The sequence below is a fragment of the Acinetobacter sp. 5862 genome, assembly GCF_024494585.1.
Classification (GTDB): Bacteria; Pseudomonadota; Gammaproteobacteria; order Pseudomonadales; family Moraxellaceae; genus Acinetobacter.
In genome coordinates this window covers 12,398-34,099 of the sequence record NZ_JANHGP010000055.1, presented here as the reverse complement: position 1 = coordinate 34,099, position 21,702 = coordinate 12,398, and the positions used below count along the sequence as shown (strand labels likewise).

18 protein-coding genes are annotated in these 21,702 nt (G+C 39.2%); 13 read left to right on the top strand and 5 right to left on the bottom strand.

Annotated elements, in window-relative coordinates; translation table 11 throughout:
* Positions 1 to 138: 138 nt before the first annotated feature.
* The 4 genes from NO346_RS10750 to NO346_RS10735 all read left to right on the top strand — a co-directional run bounded on the left by NO346_RS10750 (position 139) and on the right by NO346_RS10735 (position 4,378).
* Positions 139 to 1,839 carry an NAD-dependent malic enzyme gene (locus NO346_RS10750; protein WP_256415160.1) on the top strand — a complete coding sequence of 567 codons (1,701 nt, stop codon included), beginning with the start codon at positions 139 to 141 and terminating at the stop codon, positions 1,837 to 1,839.
* 213 nt (positions 1,840 to 2,052) lie between these two features.
* Positions 2,053 to 2,163 (top strand): hypothetical protein, encoded by a 111-nt coding sequence (locus NO346_RS10745; protein WP_087543379.1) that lies wholly within the window; start codon positions 2,053 to 2,055, stop codon positions 2,161 to 2,163.
* A 298-nt stretch (positions 2,164 to 2,461) separates the two neighbouring features.
* Positions 2,462 to 3,529 carry an amidohydrolase gene (locus NO346_RS10740; protein ID WP_087546866.1) on the top strand — a complete coding sequence of 356 codons (1,068 nt, stop codon included), beginning with the start codon at positions 2,462 to 2,464 and terminating at the stop codon, positions 3,527 to 3,529.
* Positions 3,530 to 3,538: 9 nt separating this feature from the next.
* Positions 3,539 to 4,378: an SDR family oxidoreductase gene (locus NO346_RS10735; protein ID WP_256415159.1), complete on the top strand. Its 840-nt coding sequence runs from the start codon at positions 3,539 to 3,541 to the stop codon at positions 4,376 to 4,378.
* A gap of 82 nt (positions 4,379 to 4,460) precedes the next feature.
* Here NO346_RS10735 and NO346_RS10730 read toward each other — a convergent pair whose 3' ends face one another.
* A complete protein-coding gene (locus NO346_RS10730; RefSeq protein WP_004660976.1) occupies positions 4,461 to 4,883 on the bottom strand; it encodes an Lrp/AsnC family transcriptional regulator in 423 nt (140 codons plus the stop codon).
* A 226-nt stretch (positions 4,884 to 5,109) separates the two neighbouring features.
* On the opposite strand from NO346_RS10730, the gene NO346_RS10725 reads away from it, so the two are divergent.
* The 7 genes from NO346_RS10725 to NO346_RS10695 all read left to right on the top strand — a co-directional run bounded on the left by NO346_RS10725 (position 5,110) and on the right by NO346_RS10695 (position 14,158).
* Positions 5,110 to 6,384: a Glu/Leu/Phe/Val dehydrogenase gene (locus tag NO346_RS10725; RefSeq protein ID WP_256415158.1), complete on the top strand. Its 1,275-nt coding sequence runs from the start codon at positions 5,110 to 5,112 to the stop codon at positions 6,382 to 6,384.
* Positions 6,385 to 6,463: 79 nt separating this feature from the next.
* Positions 6,464 to 7,669 (top strand): aspartate aminotransferase family protein, encoded by a 1,206-nt coding sequence (locus NO346_RS10720; protein ID WP_087543387.1) that lies wholly within the window; start codon positions 6,464 to 6,466, stop codon positions 7,667 to 7,669.
* A 22-nt stretch (positions 7,670 to 7,691) separates the two neighbouring features.
* Complete coding sequence (astA, locus tag NO346_RS10715) at positions 7,692 to 8,735, top strand: arginine N-succinyltransferase (RefSeq protein WP_256415157.1); 1,044 nt, start codon at positions 7,692 to 7,694, stop codon at positions 8,733 to 8,735.
* Positions 8,735 to 10,204 carry a succinylglutamate-semialdehyde dehydrogenase gene (gene astD / locus NO346_RS10710; protein ID WP_087546862.1) on the top strand — a complete coding sequence of 490 codons (1,470 nt, stop codon included), beginning with the start codon at positions 8,735 to 8,737 and terminating at the stop codon, positions 10,202 to 10,204. The genes astA and astD overlap by 1 nt, the downstream gene beginning before the upstream one ends.
* A 32-nt stretch (positions 10,205 to 10,236) precedes the next feature.
* A complete protein-coding gene (gene astB, locus NO346_RS10705; protein WP_256415156.1) occupies positions 10,237 to 11,577 on the top strand; it encodes an N-succinylarginine dihydrolase in 1,341 nt (446 codons plus the stop codon).
* A gap of 34 nt (positions 11,578 to 11,611) precedes the next feature.
* Positions 11,612 to 12,586 carry a succinylglutamate desuccinylase gene (gene astE / locus NO346_RS10700; RefSeq protein WP_256415155.1) on the top strand — a complete coding sequence of 325 codons (975 nt, stop codon included), beginning with the start codon at positions 11,612 to 11,614 and terminating at the stop codon, positions 12,584 to 12,586.
* A gap of 177 nt (positions 12,587 to 12,763) precedes the next feature.
* Complete coding sequence (locus tag NO346_RS10695) at positions 12,764 to 14,158, top strand: amino acid permease (protein WP_256415154.1); 1,395 nt, start codon at positions 12,764 to 12,766, stop codon at positions 14,156 to 14,158.
* A gap of 212 nt (positions 14,159 to 14,370) precedes the next feature.
* Here the strand turns inward: NO346_RS10695 and NO346_RS10690 are convergent, their stop codons facing one another.
* A complete protein-coding gene (locus NO346_RS10690) occupies positions 14,371 to 15,882 on the bottom strand; it encodes an aldehyde dehydrogenase family protein (protein ID WP_256415153.1) in 1,512 nt (503 codons plus the stop codon).
* Between the two features lie 142 nt (positions 15,883 to 16,024).
* Here NO346_RS10690 and NO346_RS10685 point away from each other — a divergent pair, with 142 nt between their 5' ends.
* Positions 16,025 to 17,206: a transcriptional regulator gene (locus NO346_RS10685; RefSeq protein WP_256415152.1), complete on the top strand. Its 1,182-nt coding sequence runs from the start codon at positions 16,025 to 16,027 to the stop codon at positions 17,204 to 17,206.
* A gap of 365 nt (positions 17,207 to 17,571) precedes the next feature.
* On the opposite strand, the gene NO346_RS10680 is transcribed toward NO346_RS10685, so the two are convergent.
* Positions 17,572 to 18,744: an iron-containing alcohol dehydrogenase gene (locus NO346_RS10680; RefSeq protein WP_256415151.1), complete on the bottom strand. Its 1,173-nt coding sequence runs from the start codon at positions 18,742 to 18,744 to the stop codon at positions 17,572 to 17,574.
* A gap of 344 nt (positions 18,745 to 19,088) precedes the next feature.
* Between NO346_RS10680 and NO346_RS10675 the strand changes: the two genes are divergently transcribed.
* Positions 19,089 to 19,622, top strand: a complete 534-nt coding sequence (locus tag NO346_RS10675; protein ID WP_371924560.1) for a lipocalin family protein — start codon at positions 19,089 to 19,091, stop codon at positions 19,620 to 19,622.
* Positions 19,623 to 19,646: 24 nt separating this feature from the next.
* Here the strand turns inward: NO346_RS10675 and NO346_RS10670 are convergent, their stop codons facing one another.
* Both NO346_RS10670 and NO346_RS10665 read right to left on the bottom strand, forming a co-directional pair.
* The gene (locus NO346_RS10670) at positions 19,647 to 19,808 is read right to left on the bottom strand and encodes a DUF2256 domain-containing protein (RefSeq protein ID WP_081399873.1); all 162 of its coding nucleotides are present in this window, start codon (positions 19,806 to 19,808) and stop codon (positions 19,647 to 19,649) included.
* 2 nt (positions 19,809 to 19,810) lie between these two features.
* A complete protein-coding gene (locus tag NO346_RS10665) occupies positions 19,811 to 21,340 on the bottom strand; it encodes a cryptochrome/photolyase family protein (RefSeq protein ID WP_256415149.1) in 1,530 nt (509 codons plus the stop codon).
* Positions 21,341 to 21,702: the final 362 nt, after the last annotated feature.

Genomic DNA, 21,702 nt, shown 5'->3' with positions numbered 1-21,702 from the left:
CAATCAACTTTTATATACTGAGATATATGCAGCTTTAGGTGTCTATTGGTGTAAATTATGCACTTCGTTTAAGGTGGTTTTAATCCCATCTTGAGCAAAGAAAATTTGATATTTGATAGATCATCGAAAGAGTAAGGTATGCCCGCAAATCCTAGTAAAACCCAAAAACCTTTATATATTCCTTATGCTGGGAACGCTCTTTTAGAACTTCCACTCTTGAATAAAGGTTCAGCTTTTTCAACAGAAGAGCGTGAGCAGTTTAACTTGCATGGACTGATACCTAACAATATCGAAAACATTGAAGAACAAACGCAACGCTCTTATCAGCAGTACTTGTCATTTGACAATAACTTGAATAAGCATATTTATTTAAGAAATATTCAAGACACAAATGAAACTCTTTTTTATAATTTATTGAGTCAGCATTTAGATGAAATGCTACCCATTATTTATACACCAACCGTCGGCGAGGCTTGCCAGCGTTTTTCTGATATTTATCGTCGTCATCGTGGGATTTTCATCTCATATGCTGAACGTCAATACATCGATCAAATTATTCATAATGTAAATAAGAAAAATGTCAAAGTGATTGTCATTACCGATGGTGAGCGCATCCTTGGTTTAGGTGATCAGGGTATTGGCGGTATGGGAATTCCAATTGGAAAATTATCTCTATATACCGCATGTGGAGGTATTAGTCCCGCTTATACGTTACCGATTACGATAGATGTCGGTACAAATAATCAAGAATTACTCAACGATCCAATTTACATGGGATTGAAGCAACCTCGAATCAGAGGGGAGCAATATTACCAATTTGTCGAACAGATTATTTCTGCTGTGCGTGAACGTTGGCCGAATGTGTTGATACAGTTTGAAGATTTTGCCCAAATTAATGCGATGCCATTGTTGACTCAGTATCGAGATAAAATTTGCTGCTTTAATGATGACATTCAAGGAACTGCAGCAGTTACAGTTGCTAGTTTAATTGCTGCATCTAGAGCACTTGGTAAACAACTCAAAGATCAAACCATTACTTTTGTTGGTGCTGGTTCAGCAGGATGTGGTATTGCTGAGCATATCTTTAGACAAATGATGGATGAAGGTTTGAGCGATCATGAAGCCCGTTCACGTATTTTCATGGTTGATCGCTTCGGTTTAATGACTGATCAACAGCCCAATTTACTCGACTTTCAACAAAAACTCGCAACACCTGTGAATACAATTTCAGAATGGGAATATTCAGGACAAGAGATTGCGCTACTTGATGTCGTAAAAAATGCGAAACCAAGTATTCTGATTGGTGTATCAGGGCAAGCAGGTTTATTTAGTGAACAAGTGATTAAAACTTTGGCTAAATATTATAAGCATCCGATTGTTTTGCCATTATCTAACCCGACTTCTCAAGTAGAAGCTCAGCCAAAAGATATTATTGAATGGACACAAGGTGCTGCAATCGTTGCGACAGGTAGTCCTTTTGCACCAGTATATTTCCAAGGTAAAACCTATACGATTGCTCAGTGTAATAATTCGTATATTTTCCCAGGAATAGGCTTGGGTGTGATTGCGTGTGGTGCAAATCATATTAGTGATGCAATGTTGATGGCTGCAAGCACAGCATTGGCAGATTGCTCACCGCGTTTAAAAAATCCAGCTGCAGATCTATTGCCAAATATTAATGACATTCATCAAGTCTCCAAATTCATTGCTTTTAAAGTTGCAAAAGCTGCGATGGCAGATGGATTAGCAGTACCCATGAGCAATGATGTGCTGAAAAATGTGATTGAAGATAATTTTTGGACACCTGAATATCGAAATTATCGCCGAGTTACTTTTTAATTGAGCCAGATCTAGTCTGATTGATGAAATGTAAATGTAATTCAGTAATCTAGAACAGAACAAAACCTGACTGATCTTGAATGATCTTTCAGGTTTTTAGCTTATTATTACTCTCATACAACTATCTGTTATATTTTTTTTATAAAATCTGTATCTACCTTTATCATCTGTATTCATTCAAAGTATAACGAGGTTGATATGAATGGGCTAAATATGAGTTTTTTAAAAAAGAAAAATAATGCGAGTTTCGTATTTTTTATTATCACACTCTATGCTTTTATCGGTTTTGGTTTAGGCTATATTATTTGGGAATATTTTCTTTAAAATCAGCTTCAAGTCTGATTTATAGCACTGTTTAGCTATTCATTTAATACAGCAAATTTAAGCTTGGTAATCTGTTTCGCTACAATGATCACATCTACTGGATGTGGCTTGGATTATATTCATCCAGCCATTCAAAACAATGAATAATATTCATAGCTCTTCATTAGAATAAATCATTTTATTCATAGATTTTTGTTCTGTACTCTAAAAATAAGCCGTATTTTAAAAATTACATAAATGATGACTTGGGACAATGATCATCACATCTTCATCATTTGAAAAAATAAAGAGTGTTGGAATGAGAAAACTTGATTTTGCAATTATAGATCCGCATATCCATCAATGGGATCCATACCATACTCCACATTCTGCTGCCTTGTTGGTTAAAGCTTTGGGGAATTATCCCCGTGTGATGAATAAAGTTATTCGAGTCGTTAAACCGAAGCCACTTTTAGACACGCTAGGATTAACTAAATATGCGTTGAGTCCTTATCTCCCTCAAAATTATCATGAAGATATGGGACATCATAGGATTGAAAGCGTAGTACATGTCGAAGCAAATTGGCATCATCATAAAGGGTTTGGTGTTGTTGAAGAAACCAAATGGATTCAACAATTAAATTTTAAAGACCAAAATTTAAAGCTAGGTGCAATTATTGCCACTGCTGATCCGCGAGATCGAAAATTTAAACAGATTTTAAAAGCACATCAAGATGCCAGCCCGCTATTTAGGGGGATTCGTAAAATGGCTTCTTGGCATGAGGATTCTGGTATTTTTCGTTGGTGTGATCAAGCACATTTATATCAGTCTAAAAAATTCCTTAAAGGCTTTGAACAACTTGCCAAAATGGATTTATCTTTTGATGCGTGGACTTATTCAACACAAATTTCAGAAATTACAAAATTAGCGAAACAATTTCCTCAAACACCTATAGTCGTTGATCATTTAGCAACACCCGCAGGACTTTTTGGCCCTATTGGCAAAAAAACTGGTCAAACACCTTCACAACGTGCCGCCATTTTCCAGCAATGGCAGCGTGATTTGGCAGTTCTGGCTGAGCAGAAAAATGTTTATGCCAAGATTTCAGGGCTGATGATGCCCGTGTTAGGACACCGATTTTATCAACAATACCGTACTGCAACCGTCTATGAAATGGTGAATTTATTAACACCATTGATTCAACATGCAATACAGGTATTTGGCCCAGATCGAATCATTTTTGCTTCAAATTTTCCTATGGATAAAGCAAATACAACGCTAAGCGATTTGATCCAAGCTTATATTGAAATGATCACACCTTATGGTGATCAAGCGATGTATTCCATTTTTAGACAAAACGCTGCCAATTTTTATCAATTAAATTAGAGTCATCATATGAAAAGTTTTAATCAAAAGGTTGCTGCAATTACAGGTGCAGGTTCTGGAATCGGTCAACAACTTGCAATTTTATTAGCACAGCAAGGCGCTGATTTAGCTTTGAGCGATGTAAATGATCAAGGTTTAGCCGAAACATTGTCTTTAGTAAAACAGTATCCTGTAAAAGTTACTTTAACCAAACTGGATGTTTCTCATCAGCAAGCTGTACGTGAATGGGCGGAGAATAGTTTCAAAGATCATGGCAAAATCAATTTGATTTTTAACAATGCTGGCGTTGCATTAGCAAGCACCGTAGAAGGTATGAGCTATGAAGAAATGGAATGGATTTTTAATATTAATTTTTGGGGTGTTGTCTACGGCACAAAAGAGTTTTTGCCTTATTTAAAGCAAAGTGGTGAAGGGCATATCATTAATATTTCTAGTTTATTTGGACTCACTGCTCAACCTTCTCAAAGTGCTTATAACGCAACAAAGTTTGCAGTGCGTGGTTTTACCGAATCATTACGTCAAGAATTAAATATGCAAAATAATGGTGTTAGTGCGACTTGTGTGCATCCGGGTGGTATACGAACCAATATCGCTAATAGTGCTCGTATGAGTGACAGTATTCGTTCTTTGGGTATGAACCCTGCAAAGGCTAGTCGATCATTTAATAAAGTTTTGAAAACCCCACCTGAAGAAGCTGCAAAAATCATTTTAGAGGCGGTCAAACAGGATAAAGCTCGAATATTGATTGGCAATGATGCCAAAATTTTAGATTTGATTCAGCGGATTACACCAACTCATTATTCTCAAGCATTAGATTTTTTAACCAAAAAAACTTTGAAAAAAAGATAAAATATTCTTCAATCTAAGGATGCTCATTTAATTTGTGTGAGCATCCTAGTTAATTCATTTTAAGGTGAATTATCATCTATCATTATGTTTTATATGTAGAAAGTAAAATACTTGTTTCACTATTATAAATACCTGAAATATTTCGAATTCGTTCGAGTGCCTTGTCAAAATTTTCTAAACTGTCGGACTGTAATTCAACCAAAATATCCCATTTCCCGTTTGTAGTATGCAGGCGTTCAACGGCGGATTCTAGGCGTAATTCACGAATAACCGCTTGCGCTTTAGTTCCCTCCACCATGATATTCATCCACGCCCGAATAATATTTTTCTCCACATTAGGGCGAAAGCGTACAGTATATCCCGTGATGATACCCGTCGATTCCATGTATTCAATTCGTTTTTGCACAGTCGCTCTAGAGACTCGTGTTTTTGCAGCCAGATCTGTAATTGAGATCCGAGCATTATCTTTGAGTAAACCTAAGATAATATGATCAATATTGTTCATTTTGATACTTACTATTAGCAAATTGATAAAAATTAATTCATTTTAATCATTATAAAGAATTTTTTGAATCAATTTGATTCTTAATAATAATCAATATACGAAGCCCCAAACATTTTTTTCGAATGAATCAAGAGATCTATGTTGACACGGAACGATGGGGTGAGCGGAAACCTTTGCAGTAAGGGAATCTGTAGATAACAGGGACAATTGATTAATTAAGGAAAAGATGATGTCTTTATCATATGCGGCTCAAAATGGTAGTGCTTGGCAAACCTTTCTCACTCAAGTAGATCGTGTAGCACCTTATTTGGATGCCGACCTCAGCAACTTTATCAACACACTGAAAACACCAAAACGTACGCTAATTGTTGATGTGCCAATCGTGATGGATGATGGCACAATTCGTCATTTTGAAGGCTATCGCGTACAGCACAATCTCTCTCGTGGTCCTGGTAAGGGTGGTATTCGTTATCACCAAGATGTTGAGTTGAATGAGGTCATGGCCTTATCAGCATGGATGACCATTAAAACTGCGGTGCTTAATCTCCCATTTGGCGGCGCAAAAGGTGGTATTCGTGTCAATCCAAAAGAACTTTCAACACGTGAATTAGAGCGTTTAACTCGTCGTTTTACTAGTGAAATTAGCCCAATTATCGGCCCACAAATTGATATTCCCGCACCTGATGTTGGTACTAATGCCAATATCATGGGCTGGATGATGGATACTTATTCAAGTATTAAAGGTCACACGGTTACGGGTGTTGTAACTGGAAAACCTGTGCATTTAGGTGGTTCACTCGGCCGTGTTCGTGCAACAGGTCGTGGCGTATTTGTTACAGGTATGCAAGTTGCAGAGCGTATCAAATTACCTATCGAAGGCAGCAAAGTTGCAGTTCAAGGCTTTGGTAACGTAGGTAATGAAGCTGCTTATTTGTTTAATCAGACAGGTGCAAAAATTGTTGCTGTGCAAGATCACACAGGCACAATTTTTAATGCTGAAGGTTTTAACGTAAAAGCATTACAAAAGCATGTTGCTGAACAGGGTGGCGTGAAAGGTTTTGCTGAAGCGACTGTGATCTCGGATGAAGAATTCTGGGATGTCGATATGGATATTCTGATTCCAGCAGCATTAGAAGGTCAGATTACGGTTGAACGTGCACAAAAACTCAAAGCGAAAATTGTGCTTGAAGGTGCAAACGGACCAACTTATCCAGAAGCAGATGATGTATTCGTTAGCCGTAACATTACTGTAGTTCCTGACGTAATTTGTAACGCAGGTGGTGTAACCGTCAGTTATTTTGAATGGGTTCAAGATATGGCGAGTTATTTCTGGAGCGAGGACGAAATTAATGAACGTCTTGACAAGCTGATGATTCAAGCCATGAGTGATGTGTGGAATACCGCAGCGCAAAAGCAATGTAGCTTGCGTACAGCAGCTTATATTTTAGCGTGTGAACGTATCCTCAAAGCTCGTAAAGAGCGTGGTATTTTCCCGGGATAAACCATCCATAAAGTTAAAGCAAACGGCTCATTGAATATTCAATGAGCCTGCATATCAAAACAGGAAGTGAGTAAATAAAATGAGCGAAGTCGCAATTACACGTAACAATTTTAATGATTGGATGGTGCCTGTTTTTGCTCCAGCAAATTTCATTTTGGTTCGTGGCGAAGGTTCTCGTATTTGGGATCAAAACGATAAAGAATATATCGATTTTGCAGGTGGTATTGCGGTTAATGCTTTAGGTCATGCCCATCCAGTTGCGGTAAATGCTTTAACAGAACAAGCTCAAAAACTTTGGCACATTGGTAATGGTTATACCAACGAGCCAGTATTACGCCTTGCAAAACAATTGGTTGAAAGTACATTCGCTGACAAAGTATTTTTCTGTAATTCTGGTGCAGAAGCGAACGAAGCAGCATTAAAACTGGCACGTAAAGTTGGTTTACTCAGTGGTAATCCAAATAAAAATCATATTGTTGCATTTAAAAATGCATTCCACGGTCGAACTTTGTTTACTGTAACAGCGGGTGGACAACCTAAATATTCTCAAGATTTTGCACCTTTACCGGGTGGAATCGAGCATACGGCATTTAATGATTTAGATGCTGCTAAAGCTATTATTACTGAAAATACCTGTGCGGTGATTGTAGAACCGATCCAAGGCGAAGGTGGTGTGTTACCCGCTGACATCGAATTTTTGAAAGGCTTACGTGCGTTGTGCGATGAAAAAGGCGCTGTGCTGATTTTTGATGAAGTGCAAACAGGTGTTGGCCGTACAGGTTCACTTTATGCCTATATGAATACAGGCGTAACTCCAGATATTTTAACGACAGCAAAAGCCTTAGGTGGTGGTTTCCCAATTGGTGCAATGATTACTACAGATCATTATGCCAACATGTATGCGGTGGGTGATCACGGTACGACTTATGGTGGTAACCCATTGGCTTGTGCAGTGGCAGGTGCGGTGTTTGAATTCATCAATACACCAGAAGTTTTAGACGGCGTTAAAAAACGTCATCAATATTTCATCGATGCTTTGCATAAAATCAATGCTGAATATGGTTTATTCAAAGAAATCCGCGGTCAAGGTCTATTAATTGGTTGCGTACTGAAAGATGAGTATGCAGGCAAAGCAAAAAATATTGTGACCTTAGCGGGTGAAGAAGGCTTGTTGGCATTGGTTGCAGGTACTGATGTCGTACGCTTTACCCCTTCACTAATTATTCCAATGGAAGATATTGACGAAGGTTTAAATCGTTTCGCTCGTGCCTTAGCACGCCTCTAAATCTTGTTGTGAGCATCTAACCATGATGATTGTTAGACATGCAGCGCATCGGGACTTAGATGATATTTATCGTTTAGCGCAAAGAGCAGGAGAGTCGGGCATTGGCTTGACCTCCTTACCAAAAAACAAAGAAATCTTAGCTGAACGTATTACACGTACGACTCACACTTTAGCGGGCTTAACCGAAAAGTGTGAGGCAAGTTATTTGTTTGTTTTAGAAGATACCAGTATTCACAAAATTGTGGGTGTGAGTGCGATTGAAGTTGCAGTGGGGTTAAAAGAACCATTTTACAACTTCCGTGTAGCAAAACAGGTGCATGCCTCTAAAGCCTTAAATGTGTATAAGACTTTAGATACTCTTTTTTTAAGTAATGATCATACTGGTTGCAGTGAACTCTGCACTTTGTTCCTTGATCCTGAATACCGCAAAAACCAAAACGGTAAGTTTTTATCAAAAGTACGTTTTCTGTTTATTGCAGCGTTTCGTTCTTTCTTTGAAGAAAGATTGATTGCTGAGATGCGTGGTTTTTCAGATCAAAATGGACATTCGCCATTTTGGGATTCGCTCGGTTATCTATTTTTTGATATGGATTTTGCAGCTGCGGATTATTTAAGTGGTGTAGGACAAAAAGCGTTTATCGCAGAACTCATGCCGAGATTTCCAGTCTATGTTGATTTGCTGACCTCAGAAGCGCGTGCTGTGATTGCTGAAGTACATCCGCACACATTGCCTGCGGCGAAAGTGCTGATGTCAGAAGGGCTTAAATATCAGGGTTATGTGGATATTTTTGATGCAGGACCAACACTGGAAGCCAATACCGCTGAACTACGTGCAGTCAAAGAGAGTCGTTTGCTCAACGTTCAAATCACTGAGCAAGTTGAAACGACAGAAACTCATTTTTTGGTTGCGAATGACCAATACCAAGATTATTGCGTGTTGTTGATCAATAACAAAATCACTGAAAGTGACACTTTGTACATGACAGCAGCACAAGCACAAGCACTGAATATTGCTGAACACGATCAAGTACGCGTTTTAGCATTAGAAAAAATGGAGAAGAACTAATGTCACAAGGTGCATTATTAATTGATGGTGCTTGGATCCAAGGACAAGGAACCGCATTCAGTAAAACCAACCCTGTTAACAATCAGCAAATTTGGGCAGGTCATGAAGCCAGCCAAGCTGATGTTGAGCAGGCATGTCTTGCTGCTCGTCAGGCATTTCCTGCTTGGGCACGTATGCCGTTAGAAGATCGTATCGCAATTATTGAACGTTTTGCGAGTCTACTTGAGCAGAATAAAAATGAATTGGCTCAAGTGATTAGTCAAGAAACCAGTAAACCACTTTGGGAAACATTGACCGAAGTGCAATCGATGGTTGGCAAAGTCGCGATTTCAATTCGTGCTTATGATCAACGTACGGGTTTCAGTGAAACTAGAATGCCAGATGGTATTGCTTCACTACGTCATCGTCCACATGGTGTTTTGGCTGTATTTGGTCCATATAACTTCCCAGGTCATTTGCCAAATGGTCATATTGTTCCTGCATTGATTGCAGGCAATACCGTAGTGTTTAAACCAAGTGAACTTACCCCTTGGACTGCGGAAGAAACGGCAAAGTTATGGCAGCAAGCAGGTTTGCCGAATGGCGTATTGAATATCGTACAAGGTGGGCGTAGTACAGGTGAGGCACTTGCTGCGGCTGAACAAATTGATGGTTTGTTGTTCACAGGTAGTGCGAATACAGGTTATCACTTGCATAAGCAAATGGCAGGCGCGCCTGAAAAAATCCTTGCTTTGGAAATGGGTGGCAATAATGCCCTCATCATTGACGAAGTAACAGATATTGATGCGGTCGTGAATTTAGCTATTCAATCCGCTTTTGTTTCGGCAGGACAACGTTGTACTTGTGCACGCCGAATCATTGTCAAGCAGGGTGTAAATGGTGATGCCTTCATTCAACGTTTTGTGGAAGTCGCGAAGAATCTAGTTGTTGGTGAGTGGAATGCTGAACCACAACCATTTATGGGTGGTGTGATTTCTTCTCGTGCTGCTGAACAAATGTTAGTAGCACAAACTAAACTGATTGCTTTAGGCGCAAAACCATTATTAGAAATGACACGTCCACAAGCAGACAGTTCATTGTTGACCGCAGGTATTTTAGATTTAACACAGGTGGATGGTATTCCTGATGATGAATACTTCGGTCCATTGACGACGATTTATCGCTATAACACTTTTGATGAAGCATTAAGCATCGCCAATAACACTCGCTTTGGTTTGGCGGTTGGTTTGGTTTCACCTGATCGCGATTTATTTGATCGTGTGTTGATTGAAGCACGTGCGGGTATTGTGAATTGGAATAAACCATTGACTGGTGCTTCAAGTGCAGCACCGTTTGGTGGAGTAGGTGCTTCTGGTAATCACCGAGCGAGTGCCTTTTATGCAGCAGATTATAGTGCTTGGCCAATGGCATCATTGGAAAGTGATAACGTGACGCTTCCTGCAAAATTATCACCGGGCATTGTGCTCTAAGACGGATCGCATCGGGACACATGGAGAATAAAATGTCTGGTTATGAAATCAATTTTGATGGTTTAGTTGGTCCTACGCATCATTATGCGGGCTTATCATTTGGTAATGTGGCTTCAACTAAAAACCGTAATAACTCATCAAATCCTAAGCTTGCTGCAAAACAAGGCTTGAAGAAAATGAAAGCCCTTGCAGACTTAGGGCTTAAACAAGGCGTGTTTGCACCACAAGAGCGTCCGCATGTGCCAACATTGCGTCGTTTAGGCTTTACGGGTAGTGATATTGATGTAATTGCTCAAGCTATGCGTACGGCACCTGCGTTGCTATCATCATTGAGTTCAGCTTCATCAATGTGGACCGCGAACTCGTGTACGGTATCACCATCGGCTGACAGTGCTGACGGGCGGATGCATTTTACTGCTGCAAACCTAAATAATAAGTTTCATCGATCAATTGAGCATCATACAACGACTCGTATTCTTCAAGCGATGTTCAAGAATGATGTATATTTCGCACATCATGAAGCATTGCCAGAAGCTGCTTTATTTGGCGATGAAGGTGCAGCCAATCATAATCGTCTAGGCGGTGCTTATGATCAGGCTGGTGTGCAAGTTTTTGTTTACGGTCAACAACAACTTGGTGGTACGGTTGCACCACAAAAATTCCCTGCACGTCAAACACGTGAGGCGAGTGAAGCGATTGCGCGTTTACATCGGTTAGATGCAAATCGTACTGTATTTATTCAGCAAAATCCTGACGTGATTGATCAAGGCGTATTTCATAATGATGTGATCGCCGTGAGTAACCAACAGGTGTTGTTCCATCACCAACATGCATTTTTAAATCAAGCTGCAGCCTTAGATGAAATTCGTCACAAGATGGCCGAAATTGAACAAGAGTTTGTTTCGATTGAAGTGCCTGAAAGTCGAGTGAAGGTTGAAGATGCTGTTTCAACTTATTTATTCAATAGTCAAATTTTAACCCGTGCTGATGGTGGCATGAGCATTGTTGTACCAGAAGAATCTCGTCAGAACTCAGCCGTTTGGAGTTACTTAAATGACATGATTCAAATGGGAACACCAATTGACGACATTAAAGTATTTGATCTGCGTGAAAGTATGCGGAATGGCGGCGGACCTGCATGTTTAAGACTTCGTGTTGCTGTAAACGAAGCTGAGCTAAATGCAGTCAATCCAAACTTGTTCATGAATGATGCTTTGTTCAAAACACTGAATCAGTGGGTGGATCAGCATTACCGTGATGAGTTAACGCAGGATGATTTGGATGATCCAAGTTTATTGATTGAGAGCCGTACTGCGCTAGATGAACTCACTAAGATTTTAAATTTAGGTTCGGTTTATCACTTCCAAAGATAAAACAGTAAAGAACGGCTTTTAAGGATGAAAGTACATGGTTGATCTACTCGCGTTGACTTTAGCGCAACAGGAACCCGAGCAAATGCAGGGTGAAACAGTTGAGTTTACATGGAAATGGCTAGGTGAAGGGTTACTGCAATGTACACCTAAAACAGTGTATAGAAAAACCATGGTGCTTTCTGCTGGAATTCATGGTAATGAAACAGCACCGATTGAATTATTGTCTCGCATCATTAATGACCTATTTGCTGAGCATTTAAAATTAGCGGTGCGTGTACTCTTTGTTTTAGGTAATCCTAAGGCAATTCGACAAGGTGTTCGTTATCTCGAAAATGATATGAACCGAATGTTTTGTGGTGCATATCAGCAGTTAGCACAAGATGATGAAACGCATCGAGCGGCACAATTAGAACAGTGTACTTCAGAGTTTTTTGAGCAAAGTCAGTTTGAAGCACAGCGCTATCATTATGATATGCACACTGCAATTCGTGCATCATTACTGCCTGTATTTGCATTATTTCCCTATCAAACACAGCCCTATGATGACTTCCTGATTCAAAGTTTGAATGCTGCGGATTTGGATGCTTTGGTGTATCACAATGCGGTTGGAAAAACCTTTACTCATTTTACTGCTGAACGATGTCAAGCGGCGAGTAGTACCTTGGAGTTAGGCAAAGCAAAGCCGTTTGGTCAAAATGATTTAGCTGAATTTGCGAGTACCGATCAGGTTTTACGTGCGGTACTTTCAGAGCAGGCTTTGCCATGTAGACAGAAGCCAAGTATTCGCCAATTTAAGGTGGTGGACTCCGTTCTAAAGCAGAGTGACGATTTCCAATTGCAATTAAGTGCTGATGCGCCTAATTTTTCGACCTTTCAGAAAGATGAGGTGATTGCAACTCAGCAAGTAGGCAATTATGTCGTCGATAATCAACAAGTTTGGATTTTGTTTCCAAATCCAAATGTGAAGATGGGCTTGAGAGCTGGACTGGTTTTAAAGGAAATTGGGTAGCATACACTACATCGACTTTTAAAAAATGGATGTGATACGGAATAGGCGTAAATGGAGTTTGAATATGGATGTTCAGTAGAAAACAAAAGATCGGAAAAAATATCCATTGGATATTCATTTTTATGAAGTGGAAAGCAAGGACAGGTTGTCATAAAAAGATAGTTGGAGTGATCGTGTATGATTAACAATATGGAAGTGGGTAAGCCGCTAAAACGTGCCATGACGAAACGTCATTTGGTGATGATTTCATTAGGTGGTGCAATTGGAACGGGCTTATTTTTAGGCTCAGGTGATGTGATTTCACAGGCAGGTCCCATTGGTGCGATTCTCTCTTACCTGCTTGGTGGTGTCATTGCCTACATGGTGATGCTGTGTTTAGGTGAGTTGGCAGTACACATGCCAGTTTCGGGTTCATTTGGTGAATATGCCAGAACCTATATTGGACCAGGCACGGGCTATATGATCACATGGTTGTATTGGTTGACGTGGACTGCAACATTAGGTACTGAATTCACAGCTGCAGCTTTACTCATGCAGGAGTGGTTTCCTTCCATATCCATGTGGACATGGACCTTATTATTTGCAGCACTGGTCTTTACGCTGAATGTGAGTTCCACTCGGTTATTTGCTGAGTCGGAATTTTGGCTATCTTTGGTTAAAGTTCTCACCATTATCTGTTTTATTGCATTGGGTCTGGCCGCTATTTTTGGCTTGATCTCCTATCATGGTCATGAGTCAGCACCGCTGTTTAGTAAATTGACCGAGCATGGTTGGTTCCCAAATGGTATTTACCCAATTTTTGCCACAATGCTGATCGTTAATTTTGCATTCTCTGGTACAGAACTGATTGGGGTTGCCGCAGGGGAAGCTGAAGAACCTGCGAAAACGGTACCGAAAGCAATTAATGCTGCGATTTGGCGGTTGTTGATTTTCTTTGTGGGTACGATCGTAGTGATTTGTGCACTTTTACCTTATGAAATGGCTGGACTTAACGCGAGTGGCGTAAGTAATAGTCCGTTTGTAACTGTATTTAATTACATCGGTATTCCATATGCGGAAGATATTATTCGTTTCGTGATTATTACTGCACTATTATCGGCTGCCAACTCTGGCTTATTTGCTGCTTCTCGAATGATGTGGTCATTGTCAACGCAGAATCAACTCCCTAAAGTTTTTGCTAAATTGACACGTTCAGGCACGCCAATTATCGCCATTATTGTCACCATGTTCGGTGCAATTCCTGGTTTATTATCTGAACAATTTGCGCCAGAAACCATTTTCAAAAATTTATTGGGTGTTGCTGCTTTTACCATGGTCGTGGTTTGGATCTCAATTTGCGTGAGCCAATTTAACTTCCGTAGACAATGGATCAAGTCTGGAAAAACGGTAAAAGATCTTAAATTTGCTGCGCCGTTGTTTCCGTTGACACCAATTTTAGGTGGGGCTTTCTGTGTCATTACTTGTATTAGTATGGTGGCAGATCCTTCAATGCAAGTTGGTTTTGTCTGCTGTGTTCTATTTATCATCGCCTGCTATGCAAGCTACTATATGTTTTATAAAAACAAAGCTTAACTGTATAAGCTAATCTTTCATAACAGACGAATCCTTACTCAAAATCTTTGAGTTGAGATTCCTCTTTTTTACTTTAGGAAATGACGATTTGGCTGTTTATAAAATGTAAAGAACTTCAAATAGAGATGACAAAAAAGAGCAAGTGCCGTAGTACTTGCTCTTTTCATTTGATTTAGGATATTCACTTATAGGTAAATATCGCTAGTCATGTTTTAGAAGAATCCAGCAGGTTTAGTTGAATAACTCACCAATAAATTCTTGGTTTGTTGATAGTGATCTAACATCATTCTGTGGTTTTCACGACCAACGCCTGATTTTTTATAACCACCAAATGCAGCATGGGCAGGATAGATGTGATAACAGTTTGTCCAAACACGTCCTGCTTCAACTGCTCGACCAGCGCGGTATGAAGTATGTGCAGAACGAGCCCAAACGCCAGCACCTAAACCATAGATAGTGTCATTTGCGATTTTGATGGCTTCATCAAAATCTTTGAACGTTGTTACAGATAGAACTGGTCCAAAAATTTCTTCTTGGAAGATCTGCATCGTGTTGTGTCCTTTGAAGACAGTTGGTTCGATATAGAAACCCTCACCCACTTCTTGTCTAGCACCACCACCCGTAAGAAGTTCAGCACCTTCTTCTCGACCCATGTTAATACAACGTAGGATTTTTTCCTGTTGTTCTTGCGAAGCTTGTGCACCAACCATTGTTTCAGTATCAAGTGGATGTCCAACTTTGATACGTTTCACACGCTCAATGGCTTTTTCTAAGAACTTATCCGCAATACTTTCTTGAACTAATGCGCGAGAGGGACAAGTACAAATCTCGCCTTGATTGAGTGCGAACATTGCAAAGCCTTCAAGTGCTTTATCAAGAAAATCATCTTCTTGATCCATAACATCTTCAAAGAAGATATTTGGAGATTTTCCACCAAGTTCTAAAGTGACTGGAATAATATTCTCAGTTGCATATTGCATGATCAACTGTCCAACTTGGGTTGAACCTGTAAATGCAATTTTGGCAATACGAGGATTAGTGGCAAGTGGACGGCCTACTTCGACACCATAGCCATTCACAACGTTTAATACACCAGCAGGTAGAATATCTTGGATTAATTCTAAAACAAGTAGAATGCTTACAGGTGTTTGTTCTGCTGGTTTTAATACGACACAGTTACCTGCTGCTAGTGCAGGAGCAAGTTTCCATGCAGCCATGAGAATTGGGAAGTTCCATGGAATAATTTGTCCAACGACACCTAAAGGTTCGTGGAAATGGTAAGCAATTGTATCTTCATCGATTTCTGAAATGCCGCCTTCCTGTGCACGGATACAACCAGCAAAATAGCGGAAGTGGTCAATTGCCAATGGAATATCGGCAGCAAGTGTTTCTCGAACAGGCTTACCATTATCCCAAGTTTCTGCAACGGCAAGATATTCTAGATTTTGTTCTAGTCTATCAGCGATTTTAAGTAAAATATTTGAACGTACTGTCGGAGAGCTTTTATTCCACTCAGCTTTGGCTTTGTGTGCTGCATCTAATGCGAGTTCGATATCTTCAGCTGACGAACGCGGTACTTTTGTAAATACTTTGCCATCGACAGGAGAGATATTATCGAAGTATTCTCCTTTAATAGGTGCTACCCATTGACCGCCAATAAAGTTCTCGTATTGAGCTTTGAATTGAACCTTTGAATCAGGTTGATTAGGATCGACATAACGCATATATATATTCCTTTGCTTATAATTGATCTGTTAAGCATCTACAGCTTTGGTATAAGGTACTTTTGTACGCTATTTGATTAGGATATAACTGGGAAGGTTGGAGAAAGGTTGGAAATCGTGGTCATTAGTAAGGGATACACAAATGTTTACAAAACGAGACCTATTACAACAACGAACATCAATTGATCAACTTAAGCGACACAATAGTTTGTCGCCGCAAAGTGCTGAAATGTTAGGACAAAGTATTGCTAGTTCTTGGCAACGCTCAGCATCTTGTGCGATTCCAAAAGAGCGCTTGGCTGCACCTTTATTGGCACAACATAACAAAGCAAAAACGACTTTAGATTTAGCATTAGAGGCTTGTTCAAATGATCTCAGTCATATTGCGGCACAATCATCTATGGTCATCGCCGTTGGAGATGTTGGGAGTACGATTATTTGGACCGCATCGAGCACGCAGATGCAAAGCGCCGCTGAAAAGGTACATTTTATTGCAGGCGGTCAATGGGCAGAAGAAGAGGTTGGGACGAATGCCTTAGCGCTGTCTTTAAAGACTCAACAATCTAGTTGCGTGTTTTCAAATGAGCATTATATGGAATCAGTGCATGACTGGGTTTGTTATGCAGCGCCAGTGATTGATCCCTACTCCAAACAAGTGTTAGGTGTTGTGGATTTATCCACAACTTGGAAAAATCACAATACGCTCGGTGTATTGGCTGCTGAGCGTTGTGCATCTATTATTCAAACCGCTCTGATTGAACAGCAACGTCAGCGTTTATATATCCGTGCTTTTACTTCACCGCAAGTGATTTTTAATAATAAATCTTTGGTTTTAACGCCGCGTCAAATTGAAATTTTGGCAATTTTAGCGCTCTGTCCGAATGGTTTAAATTTAGAAAATTTACATCAAGCGCTTTATGGTGAGCGTAAAGTCAGTGTTGGAACGTTAAAGGCTGAGATGTCACAGTTACGTGATATTTTGGGCGGAATGCTAGGCTCAAGACCTTATCGCTTACTTGCAAATGTAGAAGCTGATTTTTTATATGTGGAACAGGCACTTGATTCGGGTTATATCGCCTCAGCATTACAATTGTATAAGGGTATCTTCTTATCAAAAACAGAAAGTCCTTTCCTATGCGCATGGCGAGATTGTCTTGAATCACGTCTCAGCGATATGATTTTTAAAACCAAAGAAATTGATGTATTACTGAAACATGTAGCTCATTTTCCTGAAGCAATTGATGCCGTTGAAAGATTAATTGAATTGTTACCTTTAGATCATCCTGCTCATCAATCGCTGAGCAAATTCAGAGATATGTCATAACTATAGCGGATCTAAAAAATAAAATTTTGTTTTATTATTCAATAACAAAGGGTGATATCTTTTGGGATGTCATTTAGCTGGCATTAGAAAAATTTGTCTAAAGGCATGTCATCTAATCAAATTGAAAAACAATATGATTCGCTTAATTTAGTTCATAACCTTTAAACAATATAGCAGCGTTTGACCTTATCAAAGACACGGTTAATTTAGAAAAAATGATTCACAAGATCGCTGAAATTTAATTCGATTATGGATGTTGACAAGCTCAATGAAATAAAAAAGGGAATACCTTTTGAGGGGTATTCCTAAAATTAAGTAAGCTAACGGTCGGAGAGATTCAGCTTACTTCTCGGGAAAAGCGTGGATTACAATGCTGCTTTAAAAATCTCAACAACTTGGGCATGCGTTGCTTTGCGAGGGTTAGTCAGCATACAGGCATCTTTTTGAGCATTTTCAGCCATAATTGCAAGATCTTCAGTTTTCACACCAAGTTCAGTTAAACCTGATGGGATACCGATTGAAGATGATAATTCCCGAATGGCGTCAATGGCTGCAAAAGCCGCTTCAGTTTCTGTAAGCCCTTCAGTATTTACACCCATAAGTTCAGCAATTTTTGCATAACGGTCTTGGCAAGAAATTAGATTGAACTCACATACATGAGGGAGCAATACCGCATTACATACACCATGTGGGAGATTATAGAATCCGCCTAATTGATGAGCCATGGCATGGACATAACCTAGAGATGCATTGTTGAATGCCATACCTGCGAGGTATTGTGCATAGCTCATTGCATCACGTGCTTCAATATTTTCACCATTTGCAACCGCAGGGCGTAGCCATTGGCTAATCATGGTAATGGCTTTTTCTGCACAGGCATCGGTGATTGGGTTTGCTGCAGTCGATACATAAGCTTCAACTGCATGTGTAAGTGCATCCATTCCCGTTGCAGCGGTTAAACCTGCTGGCTTTGCAACCATGAGTTTAGGGTCATCGATTGCAATTAATGGAGTGCAGCGCCAGTCAACAATTGCCATTTTTACGTGGGTATCGGTATTGGTAATAATACAGAAACGAGTCATTTCTGATGCAGTACCCGCAGTCGTATTAATCGCAATAAGTGGGGTCATTGGTACTGTACTTTTATCAATACCTTCATAGTCACGGATATGACCACCGCCAGCCGTGACGAGTCCAATCCCTTTTGCACAATCGTGTGATGAGCCACCACCTAAAGAGACAATAAAATCACAGCTATTGTCGTTATAGGCTTGTACACCATGATGTACATTGATGTCAGTTGGATTTGGTTCTGCGCCTGGAAAAATGTGGCTGTCAACGCCTGCATCTTTTAAATATTGTGCAATGGTGTCTGCAACACCAAATTTAAATAAGCCTTGATCAGTTACGATCAGTGCTTTTTTTGCACCAAGATTCTGTGCTTTCGCACCGATTTCTTTTGCACAGCCTGGTCCAAAAAGAGATACACAAGGGATGTAAAAACCGTTAGTTTGATCTGCAATATTTTTAAAAGCCATGGAGCGATTCCTTCTTCCATATTCCATTGTTTGTTATTCAGTGATCTCATCACTGTAGGCTCAGTATGCAAGGCTTAAAAATTTTTCCTACCTACCAAAAACCTACCAAGAAATGTCTCAGACTGTTTAAATGAAATAATATGAATTTTTATCTCGGCGCAATCGATGCATATTAGAAAATTAAATTTCTGTATTTTTACTGAATATTTATGTTGTTAAATAATTGTTTTTTAATGTAATAAAGAGTAAATCTCACATTTTATTCACGGTTTTATCTCTATAAATTGTTTAGTCAATTTTGATAAAATCAAGAGGATAAAATGAAAGCTAAAACTTTATTTGGCATGGCAATATTGTCTGCTGCAATGACTGCTGCTGTAATACCAATCCAAGCAAATGCTGAAAAACCCTCTGCTGTCGATAAAATTGATGTGAATCAATATGCTGGAAAATGGTACGAGATCGCTCATTTGCCAATGTATTTTCAACGACACTGTCTTAGTGATACGACTGCTGTGTATACGCTTAATCCTGATAAAACCATCGGGGTCTTAAATAGCTGTAGAACTAAAACAGGGCAAATGGATAGTTCAGAAGGTGTGGCTTATCCTGCTAATAGTGGGAATAGTAAATTGAAAGTTAGTTTCTTACCTAAAGGTTTACGTTGGCTGCCATTTACGAAAGGCGATTATTGGGTTTTACGCGTAGATCCTGAATATAAAGTTGCATTGGTAGGTGGGCCATCGACGAAATATTTATGGCTTCTTTCTAAGACACCAACAATTGATGACGCTACTTATAATTCATACCTTGAAACAGCGAAACAACAAGGTTACGACTTATCTAAGCTCATCAAAACTCCTCATCGAACACCATAAGTTCTTAAAATTTAATCAGGTATCTCAGTTTGATACCTGATTTTTACTATTAATTTTAGCTTGTGATTTGCATTTTTTAGAGCAATATTGAACTTCATTCCAACATCTTTCCCATTTTTTACGCCAAGAAAATGTGAGGTGGCAATTTAGACAAACTTTCTCGGGTAAATGTATTTTTTTATGCATTTTTAGAGTTCTTCGATTTGATTTTGAAGGTGGGAGGCACGTTTTAAAATACGATTTTGTTCAGATAATTCTAATTTATCCCATTGCTTATACATCATTGTCATCCGCGGATTTGAACTAAAAAAGACTCGATTTCGATGTAGAAAGTCCCAATATAAACTGTTGAATGGGCAACTATCATGATCAGTTTTGGTTTTTACATTGTAATGGCAGTGCTGACAGTAATTGGACATTTTATGAATGTAATTACCTGATGCTGCATAAGGTTTACTTGCAACAAGACCAGCATCTGCAAATAAAACCATTCCATGAGTATTTGGAAGTTGTACCCATTCAAATGCATCAGCATACACGCTCAAATACCATTCATTGACTTGCTTGGGTGAGATGCCATTCAGTAATGTGAAATTACCAATCACCATCAAGCGTTGAATATGGTGAGCATAAGCATTTTCCAAAGAGTTTCTTAAACATTCATGCATACATTGCATTTTTGTTTCAGCAGTCCAAAAATAGCTAGGCAAGTCTCTTTCAGCATTTAATTTATTGAGATCACGATAATTTGGCATATACAGCCAATAAATGCCGCGAATAAATTCACGCCAACCTAGTATTTGTCGAATAAAACCCTCAGCAGCGTTCAACGGAATTTGGTTATTGTAATAAGCTGATTCAGCAGCATCACAAACTTCTTTGGGTGACAGCAATCCACAGTTTAGGTAGGGAGAAAGGAGGCTATGGAACATATAATCTTGTTGGTTGACCATAGCATCTTGATATTGACCAAAATGGACTAATTGATGTCGGATAAAATAATCAAGGGCTTGAAGAGCCTGTTGACGTGTAGTTGCCCAGTTGAAATGATCAATTTGACCAATATGATCTTGAAACTCTGCTTTAACTAAAGCGATCACATCTAAATCAATTTGGTCATGAGTAAAATCTAAAGTAGGAGGGATAGCGGGGGTTCCATTCCACTTTTGACGATTATCACTATCAAAATTCCATTTTCCTCCAATTGGTTTATCCGCCTGCATCAAATAGCCTGTTTGCTGTCTTAACTTTCGGTAGAAAAACTCCATCCGTAGGACTTTGGCAGTTGAACTCCATTGTTTAAAAGCTTGAATCGAAGAGAAAAAACGATCGTCTATAAGGATTTGTATGGGAATGTTAAGTTCTTTTTCCCAACTATTTTCCATTTGATATTGTAAGCGGTATTCTCCACATGCGGTTATGACTAAACCTTTTGCCTCTTGTTTATCTAATTGAGACTTAAGAAATTGAAGAAAATTGTTTGTTGTTTTTGAACGGTCAAAAACTTGATAACGAACAGTCCATCCTTGTTGTTTAAGATGTTTGGCAAAATGTCGCATTGCACTAAAAATGAGTGCAATTTTCTGAGGATGATGTTTTACGTAAGTGGTTTCTTCAACCAGTTCTGCCATTAAAATCACATCTTCATGTTTATCAAGTCGTTTTAATGTGGCGATTTCTTCCGAGAGTTGATCACCTAAAATTAAACCGTAGCGCATAAGCTTTCACGCTTAAAAATTTGAATATAGTTTTTCGGTTGTAAAGTTCTTGTGAATACTGCAATTCTTTTTAATCGTATTGGATTGAGAGCTTTTAAATTAAGTAGCATGGGCACTCAAATAAATGGCTAAAACTTGAATATAGACTATGAAATATTTTCAGTGAAAGAAACAGGTGACATCAAACGTGCATCTAATTTTTGACCGTAACAATTACAGCTCAGCGTTGGTTGAATGACATTGCCACAGCTTTTGTGTGAGTTACATTAATCATCCAATTTTTTGGCATAGCCATTGCTTTATGCTGGTTGAAAAATATCTATGCTCAGGCTCTTGGAAGAGATACAAAGTATTTTTCGTTT